This window comes from Photorhabdus machadonis (genome assembly GCF_052657765.1).
Genome location: NZ_CP199761.1, coordinates 3,837,421 through 3,862,683 on the forward strand (window position 1 = coordinate 3,837,421; position 25,263 = coordinate 3,862,683).

Consider the following 25,263-nt stretch of genomic DNA (forward strand, 5'->3'; position numbering starts at 1 on the left):
AAGCATTTAGGATTAAATATCAATCGATTGTTGATTTATACCAAAATGGGATTTTTTATTTTATAAGCTCCGATCATTTTAACTTTTTAGGTTGTTTTTTGAACAAAATTTTTTCTAAAATTAGCACATAATCGACAGATAGCAAGTGTGCTATATGCACAAATTCAACCACATCCAACCTTCTTTCACCATTTTCAATTTTAGCAATAAATGATTGAGGTCGATCTAAGGCTTGAGCCAAGCTTTTTTGAGTAATACCTTTTTCTATCCTAGCTTTACGAAGAGTGTTTATAACCAATTGATATTCATATGAATAAATCGATGCCATTTCTTTAACCTTGATTAATATCCCAAAATCGAATATCAACCATTTACTTAAATATCCCAAAATAGGATAATTTATTGCGTTTGTTATATTGAGATATAAAGGAAATGAATAAAAAAGATTGGCATACCGCCGACATTATCGCTGCCTTACGTAAGCTCGGCACTACCTTAGCAGCGGTATCACGTAAGGAGGGACTTAGCTCATCTACATTAGCTAATGCTCTATCACGACCTTGGCCTAAAGGAGAGTGGATTATTGCGAACAATCTCGGAGTACATCCCTCAGAAATTTGGCCAAGCCGATATTTTGACGAGAATGGACAACCTATTGAACGAGTTATCCGAAGTAATTCCTAAAGGTGACTAATTCTCAACTAAATGGTCTAAGTTCGGTATAATATCGAACCTAGACCATATTAGCTGCTTAGACTGTCTAACTATTGGGGCCAGTTTATTGCAGCCCTTATTCTATTACTCTGGGTTTTTCGGGCCAATAAATATCTGTCGCTAAGCTAGCATCAACACGGTTCAGCAATACTCTATATTTTTTCAAAGCGGTCAACCGAGAATGTTCCTCATCACTCGCCATCCCCAAATCTACTGCATCTTGTAACGGAGCTATCTGTTTACTTACAGTGAACATAAGTTGCTGTTTCTTATGTTCTGCTTGTTGCTGCTGTTCCTGCCTGAGTTTTATCACACTGCTTTCTGATATTATCCATTTTTCACCATCGTATTTATGATAAATGGACGGAGCACGTTCAGTAAGCACTGGATAACCCTCTTTATTACTGACAATTGACAAACCGTGTGACTGCCCTGTAAGTAATTCATTGTGTTTCTCTGCGGTTATTTCAACGCATTCTTCATGAGCTGCACTATAAAAAGCGCCTTCTTTTCTGGAGAAATAAACCATTTATACCCCCCAAAATAATATATGAACAACTTTGCTTGGATTCTCATTGTTGTTGGGAGTGCCAGCTTGATATTCAAACGTCGATAATGTTGCATTACGTACTAATGTGTGACCTGTTGATGTATTTATACTCGACATGCTTGCGACATAGCCAATAAACTGATTTTTAAAAGAAATTGGATAATTGATTTTTACCCATGACTGTTGGCTTGATGCAACTTTAACCCATTGAATAATTATTCCCGTATCCCCGCATTGCCACCAGCCATTTTCAGATTTTATAGCTGCGTTTTGCAATGCGAGCGTACCGCTTCGCTCAGGTATTAATATATTATAACGTCGTTGATTGTTCGGATCGTTAGAATAAATATGTAACAATTTTCCTTCCGAACCATTAATTCCTACCATATACCCATCTTTCGATTTGAAACGTAGCTCAGGAAAAGAAGTTTTACTATCAATCAATAAACTACCAACGGTTGCAGTTTTATCGCTAGAAATACGCAAGAAAGTATTATCGCTCTCAGATTTAGCATAACTTCCCACATCCCCGGCATTCAATGAAATATCAGATGACAACGCTTTTCCATTCACTTTACGAATGGATGGTACTCGGCTATTAGCGTTGTTATTTGCAGCTACAGCACTTTGATTCGCCGTATTCGTCAGTGATTGCACAAATGCTGTTGTTGCAATCTGAGTATTATTAGCGTTTTTAGCCGGTGTGGGGGCGGTTGGCGTTCCTGTGAAAATGGGACTGGCTTTCGGTGCATACTGAGTATGCGGGTCTTTCGCTTCGGTGTCCTCTTTCAGCTCATTTCCATTTTGTTCTAGCTTCTGTTTAAGATAGCTTGTGCGGTTGGCCAACTGTTTAGCCTGCCGATTGGAAATACCATCAGGCCCGCCTAACACTGGGTCTGAGGTTTCTATCTGATACACTCCCTCTGACCACTGTGGGGTTTCCGGCAAATTAGCCATTTTAACTGCTCCCATAATTGTAACTACCGTCATAACTGACAGTATTGTTGTAACGAATTGATACAAACTGATATTCCAAGCTGGTAAGGTGGCAGCGTGCAGGCGCAAACGCTGCCAGTGTGGTACGCAGTAACGAGGCTTGATCATTAGTGACAGGTTGCTGAAGTATGACGCGATAAACTGCCCAGGATGTTGAATCTCCATGAACATAATTACCGTTATGGTTGGCATGTCCGTCATAATTGATTTGACCAGTGCCTTCAATTAAATCAACTTCACCAAACCCAAAGCGCCGAATAATTTCACGAATTGACCAAGGTGTACCTTTATACCGATGCAATTCTATGGCTGATTTGATTAACGTGCGGCGAGCATTGTCTGATTCGACAAGCTCCCAGCCATCACCAAATAGGGAGAATTGATTTGCAAGCCAATGCAGCGTGCTGCTATCGACAGTATCAATGAGATAAACCATTAATTGGGTTAAATCGATATCATCAAAACGGGAGGCTAACTGACCTAATGCACGCATACTGATATCAGCTTCCAGTGGAGGTGGTAGATGTAACTTAACCATCAGCGACTCCAGTGACCACAACAGTGATACCGATACAGTTCGCCCATTCATTTTCATCTACAATCTGAAACGTGGGAGACTCCAGAACGACTTGATAGACGCCAGAAACAGACAATGTTGAGATGATTTGACTGGGAACAATATCTTTTCCTAACGTTGTTGCTCGTTCAGCTACCCATGTTTGTATGGCTTGTTCTGCTGCCGATTGAATACCAGGTGTATTAACGCCACTGTACAAGGTCAGTTTCGCCTTGATGGTATAATCAACCTTCACGGGAGGTTTTGCATATACAGTGTCAGTCAACGGGCGGATTTTTTCATCAGAGCAAAAGCTTTTCACCAGCGTTAAAATGCTTTCATCAGGCAATCCCGTAGCTAATAGTGGAAACAGTTCAACAACGCCCGGAATGGGAGACATGACTGCGACATCAACACTAAATGGCAGTGTTGTATGTGCGGGCTGGGCGGGTAGCCGATATACTCCGACCAATTCCCCTAAGTAGTCCAAAATGTGTCCAGTATTTCTTGACCGCTACACTGTTGCCCTGGCCTGAGAATCCCTTCCGTTAACATCCCATTTTGTTGTTATCTGACAACGCAAGGTGAGTTCACCGGAACATTACGGTTAAATCCGCCACTAAGATTTAAAGGGTCAGGATGCTTGGTTCATACAGCCAGTGCATTCACCACGGTAGATCATCAGTAAGGCCGGAAGATCGTTAGAAGCTTCCGGTTTATTCATTAATACGATTGAATTAATTCTCCTAGAGAGCCTGATTCAATATCGAATGAAAATCTGAAATCTATTCCATTAATATGGATAAAAAAATACAATTCATTTTTTATATAATAAACATCTGAAAAAATCACATCTTTAGTATTTAAAATTTCCTTAATATCCCATTTAAGTGAGTTATCTGGATTTAGAATATATGCTTGATTCTTAGATTTATTAAAAGGAGCTACAATCAAAGCTATTCCAATAGAATCTTTCAAAATAAGAGGTATCAGTTTATTGTCATCGTATATTTCTTGTCTTTTTCCTGCATATACCCATGTAATGCTAGTAGGAAGTAATTCGAAAACACTTAATCCTTGAGGATTCCGTTTCTTATCATAGTCACCCAGAGTATCTATTACCTTAAAATCACTAATGATGTTCATTTAGCCTCCACATTTTTTAGAGTAAATTATTCTTGGTTCACCAATGGGTTTTAATTTTGCTCTATCTTCATAATTTAGGATTTGTATCTGGGTACCTCCGCCTGAATAAATTTTCCCTCCAGAAATCTGTGGACCAACCGGCCCTGTTTGTATACGAATTCTTTCTGGAATATGGAACTTCTGCACATGAGATATTTCAGGCTTGAATTCAGGAATTACCGCCAATTGATTTCTTACATACTCAACATTCGGAATATGATCTAAGGTTGCCCATCCTCCAGGTTTAATTTGCCCTGGAGACATAGCCATTTCAACAGTAATCCCACCTTTAGGGACTATTGTAGATTCTAATTTTGCACCGCTCCCCCAAGGATCTAGAGATGTTGGTGCTGGTAATCTCAATGGATTCAATCCTAAAGGATCAACAAAACTCACCGGATTATGCACGTAACTATAAGGATTTACTCCTCCGGCTAACCCCAAAGGGTCAGGCGAGAGGTACTGTCCCGTCTCTGGCGAATAATACCGGAACCGATTATAAAATAAACCGCTTTCTTCATCTTCATATTGCCCGCAGAACCGAAAGTAGATGCAAGCGTTAATTATCGGATGCTTACATTCCTGTGCTTCTTGATCAACTGTGGGTATACACCACGATAAAGTGTAAAAAAACCGGAAGATTTCGCTATCTTCCGGATTAATAATTATTTAATTTTTATATTTATATGATGAACATAAGATATATAATTCTTTTCTTAGCTCATCTAATTGATTGGTCTCATCTCGTAATGGAACTCCGTTTTTACTGAATACCAGATCACTCAGAGATCCCATACCACCATAAAGCCGTTTTATATTAGCAACAGCCTCGTCAGGGTCAGTATTTATTTGAGAACATAACTCATCAATACAATCAGCCCAATCACTTGCTGCATTTTGATACAGCAAAGCTGATATTTCTTTTAATATTTCTTTTATTTTGTTTATCATAGTAGTGGCCATTGTCCTATAATTTTGATACCGGGTACATCCCAAGCTTTAGGGATAACAATCTGCTTAGTACCACCTAGATAAAAACCATTTTGTGTACCGACTTCTCCAACATATACTTTTGTTCCTGTAGGGACTCTGATTTTGAATACAGAATCTAACGGTGATTCTCCCCCTTTCGGCCATTTTGGTAATACAGCTTTATCAATCCTTGTTTGAATAACACTGTGTGGTCTGTCTAAACTAAAGAATTGTCCGTATTCCTTATTAGAGACGCCTGCACGATAAAAATCAGTATCACGGCCAAGAATTACTTCCTTATATCTTCCTCCAGAGAAAGTCTCAGCTAAATCGTAACTCAGTGGCCCTAAATAACGCTTCATAATTCTGCTACACATGGACTTTCTCAACCCATTGTTATACATAGAATTATAAGTGGTGTAAGATGTAGCACTATTTTGGAAACTTATTTAGTTTGACAGCAGAATAATTACTTGTTATTACACCAAGCTCATTCCCCGATTTACTAATATTCGGATTAGTCCCCGGACACCCCACCAACCCCAGCGGATCAATCCACGACACCGGATTATGCACGTAACTGTAAAGATTTACTCCTCCGGCTAACCCCAATGGGTCTTAGGCACTATCCCGACGCCATCATACGGCTGAGCGGACCTTTCCCCCTGATTTAGCCGCCTTTTTCTTCGCCGGCTTTTCCCACCCTGTTAAAGAACATATCAACTCGCCCCGACGGGCACTTTCCCGATGTTAGCGCATTTTTCCCCCAACGTCAGCGCCGGGTTTCGGCCCGCTTTGCCTGCCAGAACCGGGTTTTATCAGGAACCCGTGGCGGCGGTGCAGCTTGTCTGCGCCGCTGACGCGGGTTGGCCGGGTGCGGGCTGGCGAAGCCCGCTTATCGACGGGGTTCAGCGGGGAGCCCCCGCCCGCGGGGGCGGACGGGGCGGAGATGGCGAGTACGGGAACGAGCAAGGAGCTTGCGACTGCGAGCCGGACGCAGCCAGTGCAGCAGGGTTGGGTGGGGGCAATAAACCGCGGCCAGCTTGCTGGCCTGCCTTCAGGGCCGTTGACCTTGACGGCCTGACCGGCAACGGCTTAAGGCAGATGTTAACACCGGAGCCGCCAGGGAGGGCGGCGACTGCGGCGGTGGGATTTTGCACTGCGGCTGACAGCGGAAGGCGTCCGCCTTGCGCGCCTTTGGGGCTGAGAGGCCCCACCCGGCGGCCAGCCGCGCACCGGGGCTGAGGTAACCGCGCAGCGCCCTTCGGTGGGCGGCGCCGACATAATGTACCATTAAGCGTTGTGGGCCGTTCAGGCCCATTTCGCTTAATGCCACATTATGTTGAATGGGGGTTGACCGGCAACTGTGTTGACAGAGAACACTTGAGTTGAGGGCCGGGCGGCCACCATTTACCGCCGGCACTCCGAAGGTGGGCAGGCAGTCTGTGCGCAGGGAGGCGCGCAGTCTGCCTTTCACTGCACCCCACGCGCTCACCGGGAACCGGCTAACCTTAAAGACGGTCCGGCAACGCAGCGCGTTCAGACCGGCTTCGGGCTGTCCGGCTGGTCGCTATTCGCCTGCTTGTCGTCTGGCAGCGTGGCCTGCTTTGACTGCCGTTCTGCCGGGTGGGTCTGCTCATGCACTTCCTTTAAGTGACCGATAGCCACCCGGGTATAGATTTGGGTGGTTTCCAGCTTCTCATGCCCCAGTATCGCCTGGATATGCCGGGTGTCCGCGCCGTTCTCCAGCATCTGGGTTGCCATTGAGTGGCGGAACAGATGACAGGCCCCCGGTTTAGCCAGTTGCGCCTGTTTACGGATGCTGTCGGCGGCTATCCAGGTTAACGTGCCTCTGGCCAGTCCCCGGCCTTTCCTGGTGATAAACAGGTGACCGCTGTCCTCCCGCCGCGTTAACTCGGGCCGGACGCTGAGCCAGCGACTTAACCAGTGCAGCGCCTGTTCGCCGATGGGCACCACCCGGTCTTTACCGCCTTTACCCTGTCTGACCAGCACCACCCCGCGCCCGAAGTCCACCTCGCTTAACAGCAGGTTGGCTACTTCCATCCGCCGGATACCGGTACTCCACAGTACTTCAAGGATAGCCCGGTTTCTCAGCCCGGTTGGGGTGTTGATATCCGTTGCGGCTAATACCGTGTGGGTTTCGTCTTCATTCATTACCTGTGCCGGCAGCCGTTTTTCTTCCTTCGGCAACACCAGACTGTCCACCGGGTTATACAGGATATGGTGACGTTGCAGCAGCCAGCGGAACCACTGGCGTAAGACACTCAGGCGGTCCCGCTGACTGCCCGGGGTGTAGGGCTGGCCGTCCGCTTTACGGTGGCTCCTCAGCCAGCGCTGGTAACTTTCCAGCAATGGCAGGCTGACCTGCGGTGCGGTCATCACCCCACGCGCTTCGCACCAGTTGATGAACGGCAACAGCCGTTCTTCATAGGACTCCTGAGTCCGTTCGCTTAACCCCTGTCCCTGCACGGCGTCCAGCCAGGCGGCCAGATGCTGGCGTAAGGTGGCGAAGCGGGCCGGTATGGCGTCGGGTTGACCGTGGGTCTCCGTCACCGAGGGACGTTTTTTTCTGTCTGGCGAGGCCAGTGTTGCCGCCGGGCTGGTTGGGATAGCGTGCTGTTGCTGCAACCAGTCGAACCACAGGCGTAAGGCGCGCAGGCGTCGGCGCTGACTGTCCGGCGGGTAGGGCTGACCGTTGGCTTTGCGGTACCGGGCCAGATGCTGCTGCCAGTTTTCCAGTAACGGTTCGGTGACCTGAGCCGCAGATATTACGCCCTGTTCCTCACACCAGTTGACGAACGGTGACAGCCGTTCATGACGGGCGGACTGGCTCTTTTGACTCGCCCCCTGCAACAGCAGGTTATCCAGATACGCGTCCAGATGCTGGCGCAGGGTCAGCGGGCGGGGGTTGGATTGATGTTTAACGGGTGATGACATGATGGGATTTCCTGTAGGGAACAGCGGTTAATGGTTATCGGTGTGTGATGCATCACTACGGTACGATGGCTTGATTGTTAAGTGGCCGGAACAGTCCTTTTCTGCCTGCCCCAACTTGCGGACCGTTCCACCCAGTATTGCTGCGGTCTGGCGTCCATTTCCCGGCCTCCAGCTTGGGCCCCACTTGACCCCAACTTGAGGGCAACTTGCGGTTCAGTCAGTCCAACTTACGTCGGTCGTATTCCGGGTTTTCGGGTTCGATGATGAGCTGGCAGTACGATACGACGACTTTTTCTTATTATTGCCGGAACAGTGTTTTTCAACCTTCTCCAACTTGCGAGCCATTCCGCCCAGTATTGTTGCGGCCTGAAGTCGGTTTTCCGACCTCCAACTTGGACCCAACTTGACCCCAACTTAGGGGCAACTTGCGGTTCAGTCAGTCCAACTTGCGTGAGTCATATTCAGGGTTTTACCGGTTTTTCCGGCGCTGTCAGGTCAATCAGGCCGCACAGGTGGGCTTCTTCTGCGTTGTCGCCGTTCCACAGCAGTTCATACTGCAACAGATGGCCGCGGCTGCCGCCGTGGACTAACAGGTATTCCATGTCGGCCAGTCGCTGACAATGGACTTTTAACTGGTTATCGCTCCATTGGGTGTAACTGCGGATATCCCGGCGGGTAAAGCGGACCGCGTTCATCGGGCGTTGCTGCGCTGTCGCCGTCTCTTTCACCATCGCTTGTATCAACAGTAACAGTTTTCGGGTCTGGGGTGACATTTCATCCAGCGTGCGGCCTAATATCTCGTGGGCCAGCCGGTTCGCCAGGCGGATATCTTCTTTGGTGACTTCGATATATTCAAGCCGTTTGCCCCGGTGTTCCGCGGTCTTCACCTCGCGCTGGTGCTGATGCAGCAGGGCGATACTTTGTATCAGGGTGAGATATTTCATGTGGTCGCGTCGGGTGCGGGTTTTATCGCTCATGAACGTTAACTGTGAGGCATAAGGGTTAACCACATTGAGCGGGCGTAGCAGCCGCTGGGCGTTCTGATGCAGCTCGGTGATATACGCCTTTTCATTCTCTGCCAGTAAGCCTTCGAGGGTCTGCTTATGGCGCTGCAAGGCGTGGATAGCTTCGGTCTGTTCCCGCGATTCGTTCACCGTCAGCACCAGACAGCGGTTTAACAGCTCTTCATCGACATCTATTGCGGTGGTGGTGAGCATCAGCATCACCGGCCCTTTCACCGTGTACTGTTTGGTGACCAGATTCCCGCTGGCATCGTCTTTACCGGTGCTGGCAATGGTCAGTTCGCCGTCGCTTTGCAACAGCTTAAGCGCATAGGCGGCCTGCCGCACCCCTTCTTCTTCGGCTATCGCCAGTATCTTGTGTTGCAGGTTGGTTTCCCCCAGATAGAACAGACTCTGGCCGGTCATGGCGCTGTATTGCAGCCGTTCTTCTTCCGGTATCAGATTGAGGACCGCATCCATCAGTGAGCTTTTCCCGGCAGCGCTGCTGCTCTGTATCAGCACGGCCAGCGGACGGTCCAGCTTGCGACTGACGGCGGCTAAGTAACCGGCCAGCAGGTTAGTGGATTCGCCCACCACGCCACAGGCGGCTAAATCAGCGGTGATGCGCTCACTCAGTTTCGGGTCTTGCAGCAGGGCCAGCGCCGCGGCCCGCTGGTCCCCGCTCAGTTCGGGAACCGGTGGGGTTTCGGTTTGCTCACCGACGCCGGCCTGTTGACACTGTTCCAGTACCAGCAACACCTGCCCCAGCGCCCGGCGCAGGTCACCTTCGGCCAGCCCGAGTTCGGTGGCGGCCAGTCGCGCATACCCGCCCCGGCTGCGGGCGCTCATCATGTCCACGCTGTCGGCGAACATCACGCCGCTGTCAGTATCAACGACCTGAACATTCACTTTCATCACCGCCGCCCCGGCTTTCACCTGTGACAGGCCCCGGATACCCCACTGTTGTGTGCCCAGCGTCAGGGATATCTCGCCGTTAGCGCCGGTTTCCCAGACCACATTCGGCATCGACGGCAACGCGGCTATACCGGCGGCTAATGCGCTGACCATTTCCGGCACCGGAACCGGCTGATGTTTAGCCAGTGCGGCCCGCTCTGTTGCGGTGGTGGCCTGTATCTCTGCCGCCTCCTGCATCGGCACGGCACTGTCCAGCAACAACCCGAAGGCCCGTTCTGGTTCGGCGACCTGACACAGATAGCCGTTGGCATCCATGCCCTCGGGGAACACCACCCGGAACACGGTGATACCGGTGGCAGTCAGTTCGGCGGCCAGTTTCACCGCGGCATCATTCCCGGCGGGGTCATTATCGAAGGCAATCAGCACCTGCCTGACCTGATGCTGTTTCAGGGCCTGCCAGTGGTCGGGAGTAAACCCGTTCACCCCGTAGGCGGCGGTGACATTACGGTAACCGGCTACCCAGAATGACATCGCATCGATTAATGATTCACACAGGATAAGCGAGGCTGACGCGGCTATGGCCGGTTCATTCCAGACCCCGCTATGCGCCCCGGGCAGATACAGATGCCACGGGGTGTTTTTGCGCAGGTCGTCACCGATTTTACGGCCATAGATTTCGCGTATCTGGCCGTGCATATCGATAACCGGTATCACTAATGACCCTCTGAAGTGTTCATGCCCGTTGTCCCGCAGGATACCCGCCGCCATTAACCGGACCCGGATAGCGGACCCGGCCTTGTATTTACTGGCGGGCAGCCGGTAACCCAGGGTGCGGTTGGCAAAGCCCGGTTTAAAACAGGCGACTAATTCCGGGTGATTTAACCGGCGTTTTGCCAGATAAGCCAGGGCTTCGGGGGCGTTCAGCAACGTGTGGTGGTAGAACTCAACCACCCGGTTGAGCAGCGCCTGCCGTCCGGCTTCGTTTTCGGCCAGCACGGCGGGTTCATCCGGCTGGACCAGCGGGGCCATTGCCGGATTTTCGCCCAGTTCCCCGCGCAGGCATTCCACGGCATGGCGCAGGCTTAAGCCTTCGGTTTTCATCACCCAGTCCAGTACTGAGCCGCCGGCATCACAGCCAAAACAGTGATAGAGATTTTTTGCCGGAGAGATAACCATTGACGGGGTTTTCTCCTGATGGAACGGGCACAGCAGTACGTAATCTTTGCCGCGTTTAAAGAGCTGTCGCCCCTGTTGCTCCACCACGGCGACTAAGGAGACGGCGGCTTTCAGGTGCTGTAATTCTGCGTCGGGTATCCGTGCCATGTTGTTGACTCCTAAATCCTGTCAAGATTTAAATTGACTCTTAATTGGATTTATTTATAATCCTTTTAGGAGTTACTTGCAACCCCTAATTCAGACAAGCCCTTACACTAACGGAGTCACTATGCAAACAGAGTTTTTGATTATGCAAAATGCTGAACTCCGCAAAGAGTTTGGGGTACGTCTCAAGGCGCTACGTAAGCAGAAGGGATGGCCTCAGAAAGAACTGGCTGGGAAAGTTGAGATCCGTTTTCAACAACTGAACAAGTACGAAAGCGGACTTAACATACCTCCCGCTGAGATGATGGTTAAGCTGGCTGATGTGTTAGGGGTCACGGTGGATTATCTGCTGACAGGCAATCCTGTTGAAGATTCACCGCTGGCTAACTCCCGGTTATTTCGACGCTTTCAGGTTCTGGAACGACTGGCACAGGAAGATCAGGAAACGGTTATCAAGATCATTGATGCCATGATCGCCAAGCAGCGCATGGAGTCTGCGTTACTGTCTGTTGATGAACCGGAGGGATAAAAATAGCGCGGCGCTGATGTGTTGAGACCACACCAACGCCGCTCACCACAAGCAACTAAGAAGGAGTTGAATGATGGCTAAGGCGCATTCTAAAGCAGAAGCGGCGATAAATAAAGCTGTGAAAACAGAACGTTATTACACGGTGGGCTATGTGCCGAACGGGAACAGGGTTAGCAACGCCACCCCGGCGATACATCTTAAGGGGCAGTGGCTGAGACAGGCGGGATTTAATACTGGCGGCCAGATTACGGTGAAGGTGATGGACGGTTGTCTGGTGCTGATCCCTGACAGTGAAGCCACGCAACAGCAGCATCAACAGTACCAGCGGCAGCAGAGCCAGCTCAATGAGATTAAGCAACAGATGCGGGCGCTGATAACTGGTTTTGTGGGTTAAGGGGAGAGCATGAGATGACGATAGCCATTGAACATTTACAGGACATTCAGTTAACCCACATTGAAGCGCTGGCCCTGGCCCAACTGGTTAAGCGGCTGTGCTGGGCGGAGATACGGGCCTGTGCGGTGAATGACGAGGAAGCGTATCAGATCAAAGATGCGATTTCTAAGCTTCAATCTGCGTTGGCTTACCGTGGGTATTCACCAAGATAGATCATCAGAAGGCCGGAAGATCTCAAGGATCTTTCCGGCTCATATCTCATATAATTAAAACTCCATAAAAGCATCATTTTCAAAATAAAAAATAAATGCCTTCAATAGATCATTAAGAGATGGATTGTCTAACTGGGCCTTAGTATTAGCTACTACTTCTTCAATTGTTCCTCCATCTAAAACTTCAATCCACCCGTTTTCTTTTACCTGTTTAGGTAAATAATCATCAGAATCAGGTGGAAAATCAGCACTACTCAGAGAAAAAATTCCTTCTGTTTCTAACGTCCAACTATTTTGATCTGGAGGTAAGCAAAACCACTCGCTGGAATTATTTTCTGGGGTCGATAATACATCAGCAATAGAAACTAACTTCATAAACTACCTCATTATTTATAGTCCACCACATTTTCCACTACCCAACTTTTTAAATCCTCCTTCCTGATTTGGATGAAGGCTTTTCTGTACAGCGCCAGGCGCTTGATGTTGAGATCTTGGAATAAGTTCTATCTTAGTTGGATTTTGAGCATTATGGTGCCATGAATGATTAGGCGGGCTAGTACGTTCAAATCCACCTTTTGGACCTGGCTGTACATGCGCTACAACTTCAGGCGGTAACGCTTTAGCTAAACGTGGATCTTTTTGTATTACTTCATACAGTTGTTTATTTGCATTATTAAAATGCTTAGGTCTGCTACTTGAATGTAAATCTGTGGGGATATCTGTTTGATACCACACACTATAATTTGGACTGGATAAAGGTCTACCAGAAGCATCAAAGCCAGTTAAGCCTAATGGGTCGATCCACGACACCGGGTTATGCACGTACGCATACAGGTTCAGACCCCCTGCTAATCCAATCGGATCAGGCGAGAGGTACTGCCCGGTCTCTGGCGAATAATACCGGAACCGATTATAAAATAAACCGCTTTCTTCATCTTCATATTGCCCACAAAACCGAAGATTGCAGCTGACCGTTTCCTCTTTCCGCACTGAAACAGTCCAGAACTCCGGTTCGCCCCAGGTGAACAGCCGCCCGGCCCAGGCCAGTTTTCCTGCTTCCGTTAATATTTCCCGCGGGGTTCCCTGATGGTCACTGACCACATAGTGCAGTTGCCCCTGTTCATAACGCGCCGAGGGGGTCAGTTTTCCCGGTTCATATAACCAGTGAATGCTGTGCTCATATCCCACGGTGCCGTCTGCATACACCGGCGTCTCTTCTATCAGCTGGTCACCACTCCACAGGTAATCGTATCCGATAATCGCCGTCGGTTTCAGTGTCAGGTCCGGCAGTCCGTCCAGCCACCGTTTCAGGTTGGCGGCCTCCAGTGCACTGTCCACTTCTTTGCGTCGGCCAAAGGCATCATAGCGATAACGCCAGCGGGTCCCTTCCGGCGTGATAAACCCGGTCAGCTGGTTATGGGCATCCCAGTGGTAACAGAATGTCCTTGACCGGTACTGATATTTATGGACGGTTTTTTCCACCATTCTGCCGTTTTCATCGTAGCGAAAGGCGTTATCTCCCCGGCAGGCCATCCGGGCCTCCTGATATTCCTGAAGGACCGGTTCACTTGTAGTTACTTGACAAACAGATAACATCTATGTGTAGGAAAATGGCAGATTGAATTCTGCCTTTTCCCTGCGTCATTCTTGCGAATAAGGAATTATTAATATTCGCTTATTTCAAATTCATTTGGATTTTTCCAAGAAATCACTTTATACCTAAAGTCTATCTTTCCCTGTCCTTTTAAGTATGCCATGACCTCAGATGGATACCATCCGTACCCAAAAGAAAAAAAAGCTCCCATGTCATTCAATTCTTTTAGAATTTTTATTTTTTCTTCTTCATTATTGAATTTAATTTCATAATATCCGTTTTCTTTCTTAAACCCAATGGACTCAAGAGATTTTATACACTCATTATGGGTAACTTTTGCCAATATACGATTGGCATCTATTACAGTAATTAATATCGTAAAAGACATATCATTTACCTAACATTTACAGTAAGAATGGTATTGATAATATTATTATCAACTGTTGGAATTGAATTGATAACCATTTCAGGAGCACCACTAGGAAGATGTTGCCCAGGGCCTTTAAAATAATCATTACCTGATAATGGGCTTCTTGGCATTAGTTCTCGAATATTAGACACTTTTCTTACCTTAAATCCTTCTAACAATGAGCCCTCATTTAACCCCATGTTTTTTTCAATAGCTATCGCCTTAGCTTTGGTTATGGTTATTTCATTTTTCCCTTTTGCATTGTAAAAATACTTCATGACTCCATGTTTATCACTAATAAATGTTCCATCACGTCCAATCGCAGGGTAAGCATCCCATGATTTAGGGCTAATATTATATCCTTCATTAATTTTTAACATTTCCAGCTGGCGTTTTTGTGGTGGAGTCAAACTGCTTGCTGCTAACCCCAGTGGATCAACAAAACTCACCGGATTATGCACGTAACTGTAAGGATTTACTCCTCCGGCTAACCCCAGAGGATCAGGCGAGAGGTACTGCCCGGTCTCTGGCGAATAATACCGGAACCGATTATAAAATAAACCGCTTTCTTCATCTTCATATTGTCCACAGAACCGAAGATTGCAGCTGACCGTTTCCTCTTTCCGCACTGAGACGGTCCAGAACTCCGGTTCGCCCCAGGTGAACAGCCGCCCGGCCCAGGCCAGTTTTCCTGCTTCCGTTAATATTTCCCGCGGGGTTCCCTGATGGTCACTGACCACATAGTGCAGTTGCCCCTGTTCATAACGCGCCGAGGGGGTCAGTTTTCCCGGTTCATATAACCAGTGAATGCTGTGCTCATATCCCACGGTGCCGTCTGCATACACCGGCGTCTCTTCTATCAGCTGGTCACCACTCCACAGGTAATCGTATCCGATAATCGCCGTCGGTTTCAGTGTCAGGTCCGGCAGTCCGTCCAGCCACCGTTTCAGGTTGGTGGCTTCCAGCGTGCTGTCCACTTCCTTGCGTTTACTGATACGCCGGCCAAAGGCATCATAGCGATAGCGCCAGCGGGTCCCTTCCGGCGTGATAAACCCGGTCAGCTGGTTATGCGCATCCCAGTGGTAACAGAATGTCCTTGACCGGTACTGATATTTATGGACGGTTTTTTCCACCATTCGGCCATTTTCATCATAGCGGAAGGCGTTATCTCCACGGCGTTCCATCCGGGCCGCCTGATACTCCTGATATTCCTGACGCACCGGTTCGTTCATATATTCCGGTATTCGCTGGTAGTGACCGATATTCTGGTTAGCGTCATAAATGAACTGCTCTTCACGCGCCCAGGGGGTGCCGCTAAAGATAGCCGCCACTATCTGGTCGTTGGCGTTGTACCCGTAACGGGTTTCCTGCCAGCGGTCGTCTTTTATGCACTCGACATGGTGCGCCTGCGTGTAATACCAGTGACGGTTCACTTCACTGCCAAACGGCGGATGATGCGGGTCGGCTTCCTGCAATGCCTGCCTGAATCGTGCGGAATTGCGGCCGGCCGCCTGATGCGCCAGCAACCCGGCAGGCGTGTGATATTGCGCCTGAATAAAGCCGGCGTCACTGCGGCGCACGGTTTCCTGTCCCAGGCCGTCATATTGAATATCCAGCGGCGCGTGGCCTTCCAACCCAAAACGGGTGACCTGACCTGGCGGGCCATAGTCCCAGTGCAGGGCCGGCAGGTTGTTCCCCTGCCGGCTGACCGGTAAACCGCTCAGGGTATCCCACTCATGGGTCACCGTCCGCCCGTTAATCGTCTCTGCCGTCAGGTTGCCCGATTTGTCATATTCAAATGCCACCACCGCATCCGGGTTGGTGGCGCGGATAAGCTGGCCGGTGTCGTTATAGTCGTATGTTGTGACCGAAACCCGCTGACACTGTTCATCTTCTTCCTGCCAGACTTCCTGCCGGGTAATGCGGTTTTCCGGGGTGTAGCACCAGCGTAAGAGTTGATTATTCGGGTAACGGGCGGTGATGCGGCGTCCGGCGTTATCGTACTGATATTGAATCGTGCGCCCGGTAAAATCAGTTTCACCGATAATCCGCCCGGCCCGGTCACGGGTGTAACGGTAGGTCTCGCCAGTGGCGTTAGTCACCGCGGTCAGGCGGGTCAGTCTGTCGTAGGCAAAGGTGAGGGCCGTCCCATCCGGGCGGGTGACGCGGCTCAACAGGTCAAAGGCGTCATAGGTATACCGGGTGGTGCGCCCGGCACCGTCGGTCACCGCTGATACGCGCCGCTCACTGTCGTAGTCAATCGTCTGGCGAACCCCGTCCGGTAAGTGGATTTCACTGACACTGCCCGCCGGGCTGGCATGAAAGGCACTGTGGTGATAGCGGGTCTGCTGGTTATGGGCATCGGTGACGCTCAGGAGCCGGCCCAGTCCGTCAGAGGCCAGTTGCGTGGCACAACCGTTCGGGGCAATCACTTCACTTAATTGCTGCTGTTCATAACTGTAATGCCAGTGGCGACCATCGGGCAGGATTTAAATGGTTATTAACAGTTATTTTTTTAACTGATGGTTTTAAGCAGTATAAATTTTTAATCGTTGTTTTTACCCTTTTTAATACTGATTTTTTGTTAAGTTTAATCATCATTGGATTATGTTTAATGAACGGGGATCATATTCGCTTTATCTTTACTGATGCTGTTAAATAATCGGTGAGAAAGTACTTTAATGCCTACCTATTCGGATAATATCTTTTTACGTGCGATTTCTTTTCAACTTGCGATTAATGGTTAATGATTTCCGATTGAATGCCATTAACTGTCCTTTTAGAAAGGTGCATTTATTGAGTTAAATCTGCCCTTGATATGAAACTTTAATACTTTGTTATTCACGTTTTTAAATGATTAGGCAGGTCAGGAGAATGTAAAATAAGTGGAATGTAGAATCGCGGATAAATGAATTAAACAGGGAAGGGTAAATGAAGTGAATCCCGCTATGAGTTTTATGATGGGCAGGGTTTAACCTGTTATTAAAATTCATTTCTTTAACTTGTGGTTTTAATTGGTATAAAGTTTTAATCGTTGTTTTTACCTTTTACCACCGGTTTTTATCAAGTTTAATCATCATTGGATTACGTTTAATGAACACGGATCATATTCACTTTATCTTTACTGACGCTGTTAAATAATCGGCTAGAAAGAGCTTTAATATCCACCTATTTGGATAATATCCTTTTACGTGTGTTTTCTTTTCAACTCACTATTAACGGTTAATGATTTTCGATTAAATACCATTAACTGGCCTTTTAAAAAGGTGTATTTATTAAGTTAAATCCGTCCTTGATATAAAAGCTTTAATACTTTGGCATTCGTTTTTTTAAATGATTAGGCAGGTCAGGAAAATATAAAATAAGTGGAGTATAGAATCGTGGATAAATGAATTAAACAGGACAGGGTAAAAAAGTGGGAACCAGTTCAGAGTTTTATAATGTGCAGGATTTAAACTTTTATTAAACGTTGTTTTTTAACGGATGGCTTTAATTGGTATAACTTTTTAACTGTTGTTTTTACCCCTTTTACCACCGGTTTTTTATTAAGTTTACTCATCATCGGATTATGTTTAATGGACGCGGATCATATTCATTTTATCTTTACTGACGCTGTTAAGTAGCTGGTGAGAAAGCACTTTAATACCTACCTATTCGGATAATATCCTTTTACATGTATTTTCTTTCCAACTCACTATTAACGGTTAATGATTTTCGATTAAATACCATTAACTGGCCTTTTAAAAAGGTGTATTTATTAAGTTAAATCCGTCCTTGATATAAAATATTTAATACTTTGGCATTCGTTTTTTTAAATGATTAGTCAGGTCAGGAAAATGTAAAATAAGTGGAATGTAGAATCGCGGATAAATGAATTAAACAGGACAGGGTAAAAAAGTGGGAACCAGTTCAGAGTTTTATAATGTGCAGGATTTAAACTGTTATTAAACGTTATTTTTTAACGGATGGCTTTAATTGGTATAGCTTTTTAACCGTTGTTTTTACTCCTTTTACCACCGGTTTTTTATTAAATTTACTCATCATAGGATTACGTTTAATGAACGCGGATCATATTCGCTTTATCTTTACTGATGCTGTTAAATAATCGGTGAGAAAGTACTTTAATGCCTACCTATTCGGATAATATCTTTTTACGTGCGATTTCTTTTCAACTTGCGATTAATGGTTAATGATTTTCGATTAAATGCCATTAACTATTCTTTTATAAAATAAATCACTTTCTTCATCCTCATACTGCCCACAGAATCGCAAATTGTAGGCCAGATTCCGCTTTTTATTGAGAGTCAAGCAGAACAAGGCCGGAAGAGCACAGGGGATCTTTCCGGCTATTTTATTCATTAACTTTCTTTAATTAAAAAAGATAAGCGGATTTCTTTCCAAAAATAATCACATGCATCTTCTTCTGTTTGAAATCTCATCAATCCAGAACGTATTCCTCTCTGTGAGTAAAAAACACACCATTCACTGTCAGAATAATCAAGACAAAGCCTTTCATCTGGCATTCCTCCATCCAGCCAGTATGCTAATTTTGGCACGTTATGTTTTTTTAAAAGATTTTTTAGTTCTTCTTTATTCATTTGATATACCCGCTTAACTTGAAGATGCAGGATTCATAACCTGGAAATTGTCATTAATACGGCACGACAGGTTCCCGGCAAGTTCCGGTAATATTTCCGTAAAAAAGCGATGTATTGCCTGCCTGAACAAGGTTGTCGAGGCGAAGTAATGGTTATTTCTGACCTGTTCATTCATCACCTTCCACAGCCTTTCTATCGGGTTCAGATTCGGGCTGTATGGCGGTAAATAATGAAGGTCGATATTCATCACGTAAGCCCAGTCTTTCACCAACTTACTCCGGTGGTAACCGGTTCCGTCAAGGATAATATGAACCTTCTGACTGACCGGATAGGTTTCACGCAGGGCAATGAAGAACTCGGCGATGTGATAACTGTCGATACGGTCATATTCGCGTACCCCTGTTTTACTGATATCGGCCAGATTCAGGGCACCCATCAGGTTCAGACGGGTACGGCTTCCCGTGGTTTTTACCGCGGTTTTCTGGCCTTTGCACATCCAGCCATAAGCGAGTTTCGTCCCCTGCGTGGGATGGACGCCATCAATGAACAGGATGGGCTCATGGTCTCCGGCTTCCTGCTTCAGTTTCCCGCAGGTTTCCATAAAGGCCCGTTGCTGTTCCGCATTGAACTTGTGTGGCACGCCGGTCGGTTTTTTAATAACAGAAAGGTTAGAGATTATCTAATATATGCCAAATTTCTTTTTTCACATCATCAAATTTTTCGTTGGCTTTCATCCTTTCTTCAAAATCCTCCCTCCAAATAAAATAATCTGAGAAACTACCATTGCCACGTCCCATCGTTTTATACGAATCACTAACTCTCTTAAGGGATACATTAGCATCTTCTATTCCTCCATAATATGGAGGGGTTAACATGGTGATAAAATCGTTAATGTTTATCAACCATTCATTATCTCTCTCATTTTTAATGACATCTTTTAATAAAAAAAATAGCTCTAATAATCTTTTACATTTTTCAGTCGAATTCATATCTCACCTCAAAGGCCAACTATCTAATACTGAAACACCTGTTATTTTCCAAGGCTCTTGTATAAATATCTGGTTTTTACTTTGCCCACCCAAATACACTCCACCTTGATATCCTACAGGGCCTTCAAAAATTGTAGTACCTTTAGGGACCTTAATTTTGTATACAGTATTCACAGGTGATGTGGCTCTTAATACACCTTGAGAATCAAGCCATTGAGGTTTAACAGCCAAATCGATTCTCACATGGGCAACAGAATTTACTGGTGACTCGGTAAACCATTGACCAAAAGCATTCCGTCCTCCACCACCGTTTCCTGCTCTATATAAAATGAGATCTTCATTTAAAACTCTAAAGTTATATTTTCCACTAGCAAAATTAGCGGCAGGTGTATTAGGTAAATTGGCTAGTAGTCCAGGATTATTGATCATATCATATTCATATTTAGGTGCAGTCCCCGAACACCCCACCAACCCCAAGGGATCAACAAAACTCACCGGATTATGCACGTAACTGTAAAGATTTACTCCTCCGGCTAACCCCAGAGGGTCAGGCGAGAGGTACTGCCCGGTCTCTGGCGAATAATACCGGAACCGATTATAAAATAAACCGCTTTCTTCATCTTCATATTGTCCACAGAACCGAAGATTGCAGCTGACCGTTTCCTCTTTCCGCACTGAGACGGTCCAGAACTCCGGTTCGCCCCAGGTGAACAGCCGCCCGGCCCAGGCCAGTTTTCCTGCTTCCGTTAATATTTCCCGCGGGGTTCCCTGATGGTCACTGACCACATAGTGCAGTTGCCCCTGTTCATAACGCGCCGAGGGGGTCAGTTTTCCCGGTTCATATAACCAGTGAATGCTGTGCTCATATCCCACGGTGCCGTCTGCATACACCGGCGTCTCTTCTATCAGCTGGTCACCACTCCACAGGTAATCGTATCCGATAATCGCCGTCGGTTTCAGTGTCAGGTCCGGCAGTCCGTCCAGCCACCGTTTCAGGTTGGTGGCTTCCAGCGTGCTGTCCACTTCCTTGCGTTTACTGATACGCCGGCCAAAGGCATCATAGCGATAGCGCCAGCGGGTCCCTTCCGGCGTGATAAACCCGGTCAGCTGGTTATGCGCATCCCAGTGGTAACAGAATGTCCTTGACCGGTACTGATATTTATGGACGGTTTTTTCCACCATTCGGCCATTTTCATCATAGCGGAAGGCGTTATCTCCACGGCGTTCCATCCGGGCCGCCTGATACTCCTGATATTCCTGACGCACCGGTTCGTTCATATATTCCGGTATTCGCTGGTAGTGACCGATATTCTGGTTAGCGTCATAAATGAACTGCTCTTCACGCGCCCAGGGGGTGCCGCTAAAGATAGCCGCCACTATCTGGTCGTTGGCGTTGTACCCGTAACGGGTTTCCTGCCAGCGGTCGTCTTTTATGCACTCGACATGGTGCGCCTGCGTGTAATACCAGTGACGGTTCACTTCACTGCCAAACGGCGGATGATGCGGGTCGGCTTCCTGCAATGCCTGCCTGAATCGTGCGGAATTGCGGCCGGCCGCCTGATGCGCCAGCAACCCGGCAGGCGTGTGATATTGCGCCTGAATAAAGCCGGCGTCACTGCGGCGCACGGTTTCCTGTCCCAGGCCGTCATATTGAATATCCAGCGGCGCGTGGCCTTCCAACCCAAAACGGGTGACCTGACCTGGCGGGCCATAGTCCCAGTGCAGGGCCGGCAGGTTGTTCCCCTGCCGGCTGACCGGTAAGCCGCTCAGGGTATCCCACTCGTGGGTCACCGTCCGCCCGTTAATCGTCTCTGCCGTCAGGTTGCCCGATTTGTCATATTCAAATGCCACCACCGCATCCGGGTTGGTGGCGCGGATAAGCTGGCCGGTGTCGTTATAGTCGTATGTTGTGACCGAAACCCGCTGACACTGTTCATCTTCTTCCTGCCAGACTTCCTGCCGGGTAATGCGGTTTTCCGGGGTGTAGCACCAGCGTAAGAGTTGATTATTCGGGTAACGGGCGGTGATGCGGCGTCCGGCGTTATCGTACTGATATTGAATCGTGCGCCCGGTAAAATCAGTTTCACCGATAATCCGCCCGGCCCGGTCACGGGTGTAACGGTAGGTCTCGCCAGTGGCGTTAGTCACCGCGGTCAGGCGGGTCAGTCTGTCGTAGGCAAAGGTGAGGGCCGTCCCATCCGGGCGGGTGACGCGGCTCAACAGGTCAAAGGCGTCATAGGTATACCGGGTGGTGCGCCCGGCACCGTCGGTCACCGCTGATACGCGCCGCTCACTGTCGTAGTCAATCGTCTGGCGAACCCCGTCCGGTAAGTGGATTTCACTGACACTGCCCGCCGGGCTGGCATGAAAGGCACTGTGGTGATAGCGGGTCTGCTGGTTATGGGCATCGGTGACGCTCAGGAGCCGGCCCAGTCCGTCAGAGGCCAGTTGCGTGGCACAACCGTTCGGGGCAATCACTTCACTTAATTGCTGCTGTTCATAACTGTAATGCCAGTGGCGACCATCGGGCAGGATTTAAATGGTTATTAACAGTTATTTTTTTAACTGATGGTTTTAAGCAGTATAAATTTTTAATCGTTGTTTTTACCCTTTTTAATACTGATTTTTTGTTAAGTTTAATCATCATTGGATTATGTTTAATGAACGGGGATCATATTCGCTTTATCTTTACTGATGCTGTTAAATAATCGGTGAGAAAGTACTTTAATGCCTACCTATTCGGATAATATCTTTTTACGTGCGATTTCTTTTCAACTTGCGATTAATGGTTAATGATTTCCGATTGAATGCCATTAACTGTCCTTTTAGAAAGGTGCATTTATTGAGTTAAATCTGCCCTTGATATGAAACTTTAATACTTTGTTATTCACGTTTTTAAATGATTAGGCAGGTCAGGAAAATGTAAAATAAGTGGAGTATAGAATCGCGGATAAATGAATTAAACAGGACAGGGTAAAAAAGTATGAACCAGTTCAGAGGCTTATAATGGGCAGGATTCAACCTGTTATTACACGTTGTTTTTTAACGGATGGCTTTAATCGGTATAACTTTTTAACTGTTGTTTTTGCCCCTTTTACTACCGGCTTTTTATTAAGTTTACTCATCATTGGATTATGTTTAATGAACGCAGATTATATTTATTTTATCTTTACTGACGCTGTTAAATAATCGGCGAGAAAGCGTTTTACTACCCATCTGTTTGGATAATATCCTTTTACATGCGATTTCTTTTTAACTTGCGATTAATGGATAATGATTTTCGATTGAATGTAATTAATTGTCCTTTTGATAAGTGGTATTTATTGAGTTAAATCCGTCCTTGATATAAAAGCTTTAATGCGTTGGCATTCGCATTTTTAAATGATTAGGTAGTTCAGGAAAATGTAAAATAAGTGGGGTATAGAATCGCGTATAAATGAACTAAACATAAAGTGAATCCCCCCTGAGTTTTATGATGGGCAGGGTTTAAGCTACTATTAAAAGTCATTTTTTTAACTTTTGGTTTTAATCGGTATAAAGTTTTAACTGTTGTTTCTACCCTTTTTAATACTGGTTTTTTGTTAAGTTTAATCATCATTGGATTATGTTTAATGAACGCAGATCATATTTATTTTATCTTTACTGACGCTGTTAAATAATCGGCGAGAAAGTACTTTAATATCCACCTATTTAGATAATATCTTTTTATGTATGACTTCTTTTCAACTTACGATTAATGGTTAATGATTTCCGATTGAATGCCATTAACTGTCCTTTTAGAAAGGTGCATTTATTGAGTTAAATCTGCCCTTGATATGAAACTTTAATACTTTGTTATTCACGTTTTTAAATGATTAGGCAGGTCAGGAAAATGTAAAATAAGTGGAGTATAGAATCGCGGATAAATGAATTAAACAGGACAGGGTAAAAAAGTGTGAACCAGTTCAGAGGCTTATAATGGGCAGGATTCAACCTGTTATTAAACGTTGTTTTTTAACGGATGGATTTAATCGGTATAACTTTTTAACTGTTGTTTTTGCCCCTTTTACTACCGGCTTTTTATTAAGTTTACTCATCATTGGATTATGTTTAATGAACGCAGATTATATTTATTTTATCTTTACTGACGCTGTTAAATAATCGGCGAGAAAGCGTTTTACTACCCATCTGTTTGGATAATATCCTTTTACATGCGATTTCTTTTTAACTTGCGATTAATGGATAATGATTTTCGATTGAATGTAATTAATTGTCCTTTTGATAAGTGGTATTTATTGAGTTAAATCCGTCCTTGATATAAAAGCTTTAATGCGTTGGCATTCGCATTTTTAAATGATTAGGTAGTTCAGGAAAATGTAAAATAAGTGGGGTATAGAATCGCGTATAAATGAACTAAACATAAAGTGAATCCCCCCTGAGTTTTATGATGGGCAGGGTTTAAGCTACTATTAAAAGTCATTTTTTTAACTTTTGGTTTTAATCGGCATAAAGTTTTAACTGTTGTTTCTACCCTTTTTAATACTGGTTTTTTGTTAAGTTTAATCATCATTGGATTATGTTTAATGAACGCAGATCATATTTATTTTATCTTTACTGACGCTGTTAAATAATCGGCGAGAAAGCGCTTTACTACCCATCTATTTGGATAATATCTTTTTACGTGTGTTTCCTTTTCAACTTGCGATTAATGGTTAATGATTTTCTATTAAATGCCATTAACTGTCCTTTTATAAAATAAACCACTTTCTTCATCTTCATATTGTCCACAAAAAAGGAAGTACATTTAACCCACATTGAAGCGCTGGCCTTGGCCCAACTGGTTAAGCGGCTGAACTGGGCGAAGATACGCGCCTGTACAGCGAATGACGAGGAAGCGTATCAGATCAAAGATGCGATTTCTAAGCTTCAATCCGCTCTGGCTTACCATGGGTATTCGCCAAGATAAATCACAAGAAGGCCGGAAGATCACAGGGATCTTTCCGGCTATTTTTAAATTAAAAATTTACATCTGGGAAAGCAGTTCTTTAGCTCTTTCAAACTCATATGCTAATAAATCATCATCTCTATTATAAGTCAGTGCTCTCTCCAATAATATTCTAGCTTCTGCTTTTGAATTAGACTCGTAAAGCAAATCGCCAAGACATATTAAAGATTGAATTAAAGTAATAATATCATTATCAATTTCAGACAAATTTATAGCTTCTCTAAGGACTTCAGCCCCACGTTCAAGCTGTCCTCTGTCCAATAATATTAGTGCCTTCTGGAAGATTTGTTGAGATCTCATCATATTCCTTATTTTACTAGCCACACTTCATATACAGGCTCTTAAGCAGTAACTGTATATTTTAGATAGAAAAAAGGCTTCATTTAT

23 protein-coding genes and 4 pseudogenes are annotated in these 25,263 nt (G+C 46.1%); 5 read left to right on the top strand and 22 right to left on the bottom strand.

The genetic code is table 11. The features are described from left to right. Positions 1 to 73: 73 nt before the first annotated feature. Positions 74 to 328: a helix-turn-helix domain-containing protein gene (locus ACUN2T_RS18390; RefSeq protein ID WP_041380249.1), complete on the bottom strand. Its 255-nt coding sequence runs from the start codon at positions 326 to 328 to the stop codon at positions 74 to 76. 104 nt (positions 329 to 432) lie between these two features. Here ACUN2T_RS18390 and ACUN2T_RS18395 point away from each other — a divergent pair, with 104 nt between their 5' ends. Continuing rightward, complete coding sequence (locus ACUN2T_RS18395; RefSeq protein WP_445494457.1) at positions 433 to 684, top strand: helix-turn-helix domain-containing protein; 252 nt, start codon at positions 433 to 435, stop codon at positions 682 to 684. Between the two features lie 106 nt (positions 685 to 790). Here the strand turns inward: ACUN2T_RS18395 and ACUN2T_RS18400 are convergent, their stop codons facing one another. The 11 genes and pseudogenes from ACUN2T_RS18400 to ACUN2T_RS18450 all read right to left on the bottom strand — a co-directional run bounded on the left by ACUN2T_RS18400 (position 791) and on the right by ACUN2T_RS18450 (position 11,170). Beyond that, complete coding sequence (locus tag ACUN2T_RS18400) at positions 791 to 1,243, bottom strand: tail fiber assembly protein (protein ID WP_445494458.1); 453 nt, start codon at positions 1,241 to 1,243, stop codon at positions 791 to 793. Then, positions 1,244 to 2,287 carry a gp53-like domain-containing protein gene (locus tag ACUN2T_RS18405; RefSeq protein WP_445494460.1) on the bottom strand — a complete coding sequence of 348 codons (1,044 nt, stop codon included), beginning with the start codon at positions 2,285 to 2,287 and terminating at the stop codon, positions 1,244 to 1,246. Next, complete coding sequence (locus ACUN2T_RS18410) at positions 2,223 to 2,798, bottom strand: phage tail protein I (RefSeq protein WP_445494321.1); 576 nt, start codon at positions 2,796 to 2,798, stop codon at positions 2,223 to 2,225. Before ACUN2T_RS18410 ends, ACUN2T_RS18405 begins: the two co-directional genes overlap by 65 nt. After that, positions 2,791 to 3,276 (bottom strand): annotated as a pseudogene (locus ACUN2T_RS18415) (baseplate J/gp47 family protein); the annotation flags it as partial. The gene ACUN2T_RS18410 and the pseudogene ACUN2T_RS18415, both read right to left, overlap by 8 nt. Before the next feature lie 263 nt (positions 3,277 to 3,539). Next, the gene (locus tag ACUN2T_RS18420; protein ID WP_445494461.1) at positions 3,540 to 3,962 is read right to left on the bottom strand and encodes a hypothetical protein; all 423 of its coding nucleotides are present in this window, start codon (positions 3,960 to 3,962) and stop codon (positions 3,540 to 3,542) included. Further along, positions 3,963 to 4,544: pseudogene (locus tag ACUN2T_RS18425) on the bottom strand (RHS repeat-associated core domain-containing protein); the annotation flags it as partial. A 126-nt stretch (positions 4,545 to 4,670) separates the two neighbouring features. Beyond that, on the bottom strand, positions 4,671 to 4,952 hold the full coding sequence (locus ACUN2T_RS18430; protein WP_445494463.1) for a DUF6966 domain-containing protein: 282 nt from the start codon (positions 4,950 to 4,952) through the stop codon (positions 4,671 to 4,673). Further along, positions 4,949 to 5,335, bottom strand: a complete 387-nt coding sequence (locus ACUN2T_RS18435) for a hypothetical protein (RefSeq protein WP_445494464.1) — start codon at positions 5,333 to 5,335, stop codon at positions 4,949 to 4,951. Before ACUN2T_RS18435 ends, ACUN2T_RS18430 begins: the two co-directional genes overlap by 4 nt. A 70-nt stretch (positions 5,336 to 5,405) precedes the next feature. After that, entirely contained in the window at positions 5,406 to 5,585 is a 180-nt protein-coding gene (locus tag ACUN2T_RS18440; RefSeq protein WP_445494465.1) for a hypothetical protein, read from the bottom strand. Positions 5,586 to 6,512: 927 nt separating this feature from the next. Then, on the bottom strand, positions 6,513 to 7,547 hold the full coding sequence (xerC, locus tag ACUN2T_RS18445; RefSeq protein WP_445497781.1) for a site-specific tyrosine recombinase XerC: 1,035 nt from the start codon (positions 7,545 to 7,547) through the stop codon (positions 6,513 to 6,515). 845 nt (positions 7,548 to 8,392) lie between these two features. Further along, positions 8,393 to 11,170 carry a CHC2 zinc finger domain-containing protein gene (locus tag ACUN2T_RS18450; RefSeq protein ID WP_445494466.1) on the bottom strand — a complete coding sequence of 926 codons (2,778 nt, stop codon included), beginning with the start codon at positions 11,168 to 11,170 and terminating at the stop codon, positions 8,393 to 8,395. A gap of 121 nt (positions 11,171 to 11,291) precedes the next feature. Between ACUN2T_RS18450 and ACUN2T_RS18455 the strand changes: the two genes are divergently transcribed. The 3 genes from ACUN2T_RS18455 (at position 11,292) to ACUN2T_RS18465 (ending at position 12,302) form a co-directional block, all read left to right on the top strand. Further along, a complete protein-coding gene (locus tag ACUN2T_RS18455; RefSeq protein WP_242685670.1) occupies positions 11,292 to 11,696 on the top strand; it encodes a helix-turn-helix domain-containing protein in 405 nt (134 codons plus the stop codon). A gap of 73 nt (positions 11,697 to 11,769) precedes the next feature. Further along, a complete protein-coding gene (locus tag ACUN2T_RS18460; RefSeq protein WP_445497782.1) occupies positions 11,770 to 12,090 on the top strand; it encodes a SymE family type I addiction module toxin in 321 nt (106 codons plus the stop codon). Positions 12,091 to 12,104: 14 nt separating this feature from the next. Further along, entirely contained in the window at positions 12,105 to 12,302 is a 198-nt protein-coding gene (locus tag ACUN2T_RS18465) for a DUF7706 family protein (protein WP_166291727.1), read from the top strand. Between the two features lie 54 nt (positions 12,303 to 12,356). Here ACUN2T_RS18465 and ACUN2T_RS18470 read toward each other — a convergent pair whose 3' ends face one another. The 9 genes and pseudogenes from ACUN2T_RS18470 to ACUN2T_RS18510 all read right to left on the bottom strand — a co-directional run bounded on the left by ACUN2T_RS18470 (position 12,357) and on the right by ACUN2T_RS18510 (position 22,370). Then, a complete protein-coding gene (locus tag ACUN2T_RS18470) occupies positions 12,357 to 12,677 on the bottom strand; it encodes a DUF7716 domain-containing protein (protein ID WP_214086574.1) in 321 nt (106 codons plus the stop codon). Positions 12,678 to 12,692: 15 nt separating this feature from the next. Next, positions 12,693 to 13,112, bottom strand: a complete 420-nt coding sequence (locus ACUN2T_RS18475) for an HNH endonuclease (protein WP_214086575.1) — start codon at positions 13,110 to 13,112, stop codon at positions 12,693 to 12,695. Continuing rightward, a pseudogene (locus ACUN2T_RS18480) lies at positions 13,086 to 13,856 on the bottom strand (RHS repeat domain-containing protein); the annotation flags it as partial. The pseudogene ACUN2T_RS18480 and the gene ACUN2T_RS18475, both read right to left, overlap by 27 nt. Positions 13,857 to 13,966: 110 nt before the next feature. Next, on the bottom strand, positions 13,967 to 14,284 hold the full coding sequence (locus tag ACUN2T_RS18485; RefSeq protein ID WP_445493707.1) for a hypothetical protein: 318 nt from the start codon (positions 14,282 to 14,284) through the stop codon (positions 13,967 to 13,969). A 5-nt stretch (positions 14,285 to 14,289) separates the two neighbouring features. After that, positions 14,290 to 16,737, bottom strand: a complete 2,448-nt coding sequence (locus ACUN2T_RS18490; RefSeq protein WP_445494467.1) for an RHS repeat-associated core domain-containing protein — start codon at positions 16,735 to 16,737, stop codon at positions 14,290 to 14,292. Between the two features lie 1,926 nt (positions 16,738 to 18,663). Beyond that, a complete protein-coding gene (locus tag ACUN2T_RS18495; RefSeq protein ID WP_445494468.1) occupies positions 18,664 to 18,903 on the bottom strand; it encodes a hypothetical protein in 240 nt (79 codons plus the stop codon). A gap of 13 nt (positions 18,904 to 18,916) precedes the next feature. Then, positions 18,917 to 19,558: pseudogene (locus tag ACUN2T_RS18500) on the bottom strand (IS630 family transposase); the annotation flags it as partial. Positions 19,559 to 19,571: 13 nt separating this feature from the next. Continuing rightward, a complete protein-coding gene (locus ACUN2T_RS18505; protein ID WP_445494469.1) occupies positions 19,572 to 19,892 on the bottom strand; it encodes a hypothetical protein in 321 nt (106 codons plus the stop codon). Positions 19,893 to 19,895: 3 nt separating this feature from the next. Then, positions 19,896 to 22,370 carry an RHS repeat-associated core domain-containing protein gene (locus ACUN2T_RS18510; RefSeq protein WP_445494470.1) on the bottom strand — a complete coding sequence of 825 codons (2,475 nt, stop codon included), beginning with the start codon at positions 22,368 to 22,370 and terminating at the stop codon, positions 19,896 to 19,898. A gap of 2,281 nt (positions 22,371 to 24,651) precedes the next feature. Between ACUN2T_RS18510 and ACUN2T_RS18515 the strand changes: the two genes are divergently transcribed. Beyond that, complete coding sequence (locus ACUN2T_RS18515) at positions 24,652 to 24,837, top strand: DUF7706 family protein (protein WP_445494471.1); 186 nt, start codon at positions 24,652 to 24,654, stop codon at positions 24,835 to 24,837. Between the two features lie 57 nt (positions 24,838 to 24,894). On the opposite strand, the gene ACUN2T_RS18520 is transcribed toward ACUN2T_RS18515, so the two are convergent. After that, on the bottom strand, positions 24,895 to 25,179 hold the full coding sequence (locus ACUN2T_RS18520; RefSeq protein ID WP_445494472.1) for a hypothetical protein: 285 nt from the start codon (positions 25,177 to 25,179) through the stop codon (positions 24,895 to 24,897). Positions 25,180 to 25,263 lie beyond the last annotated feature (84 nt).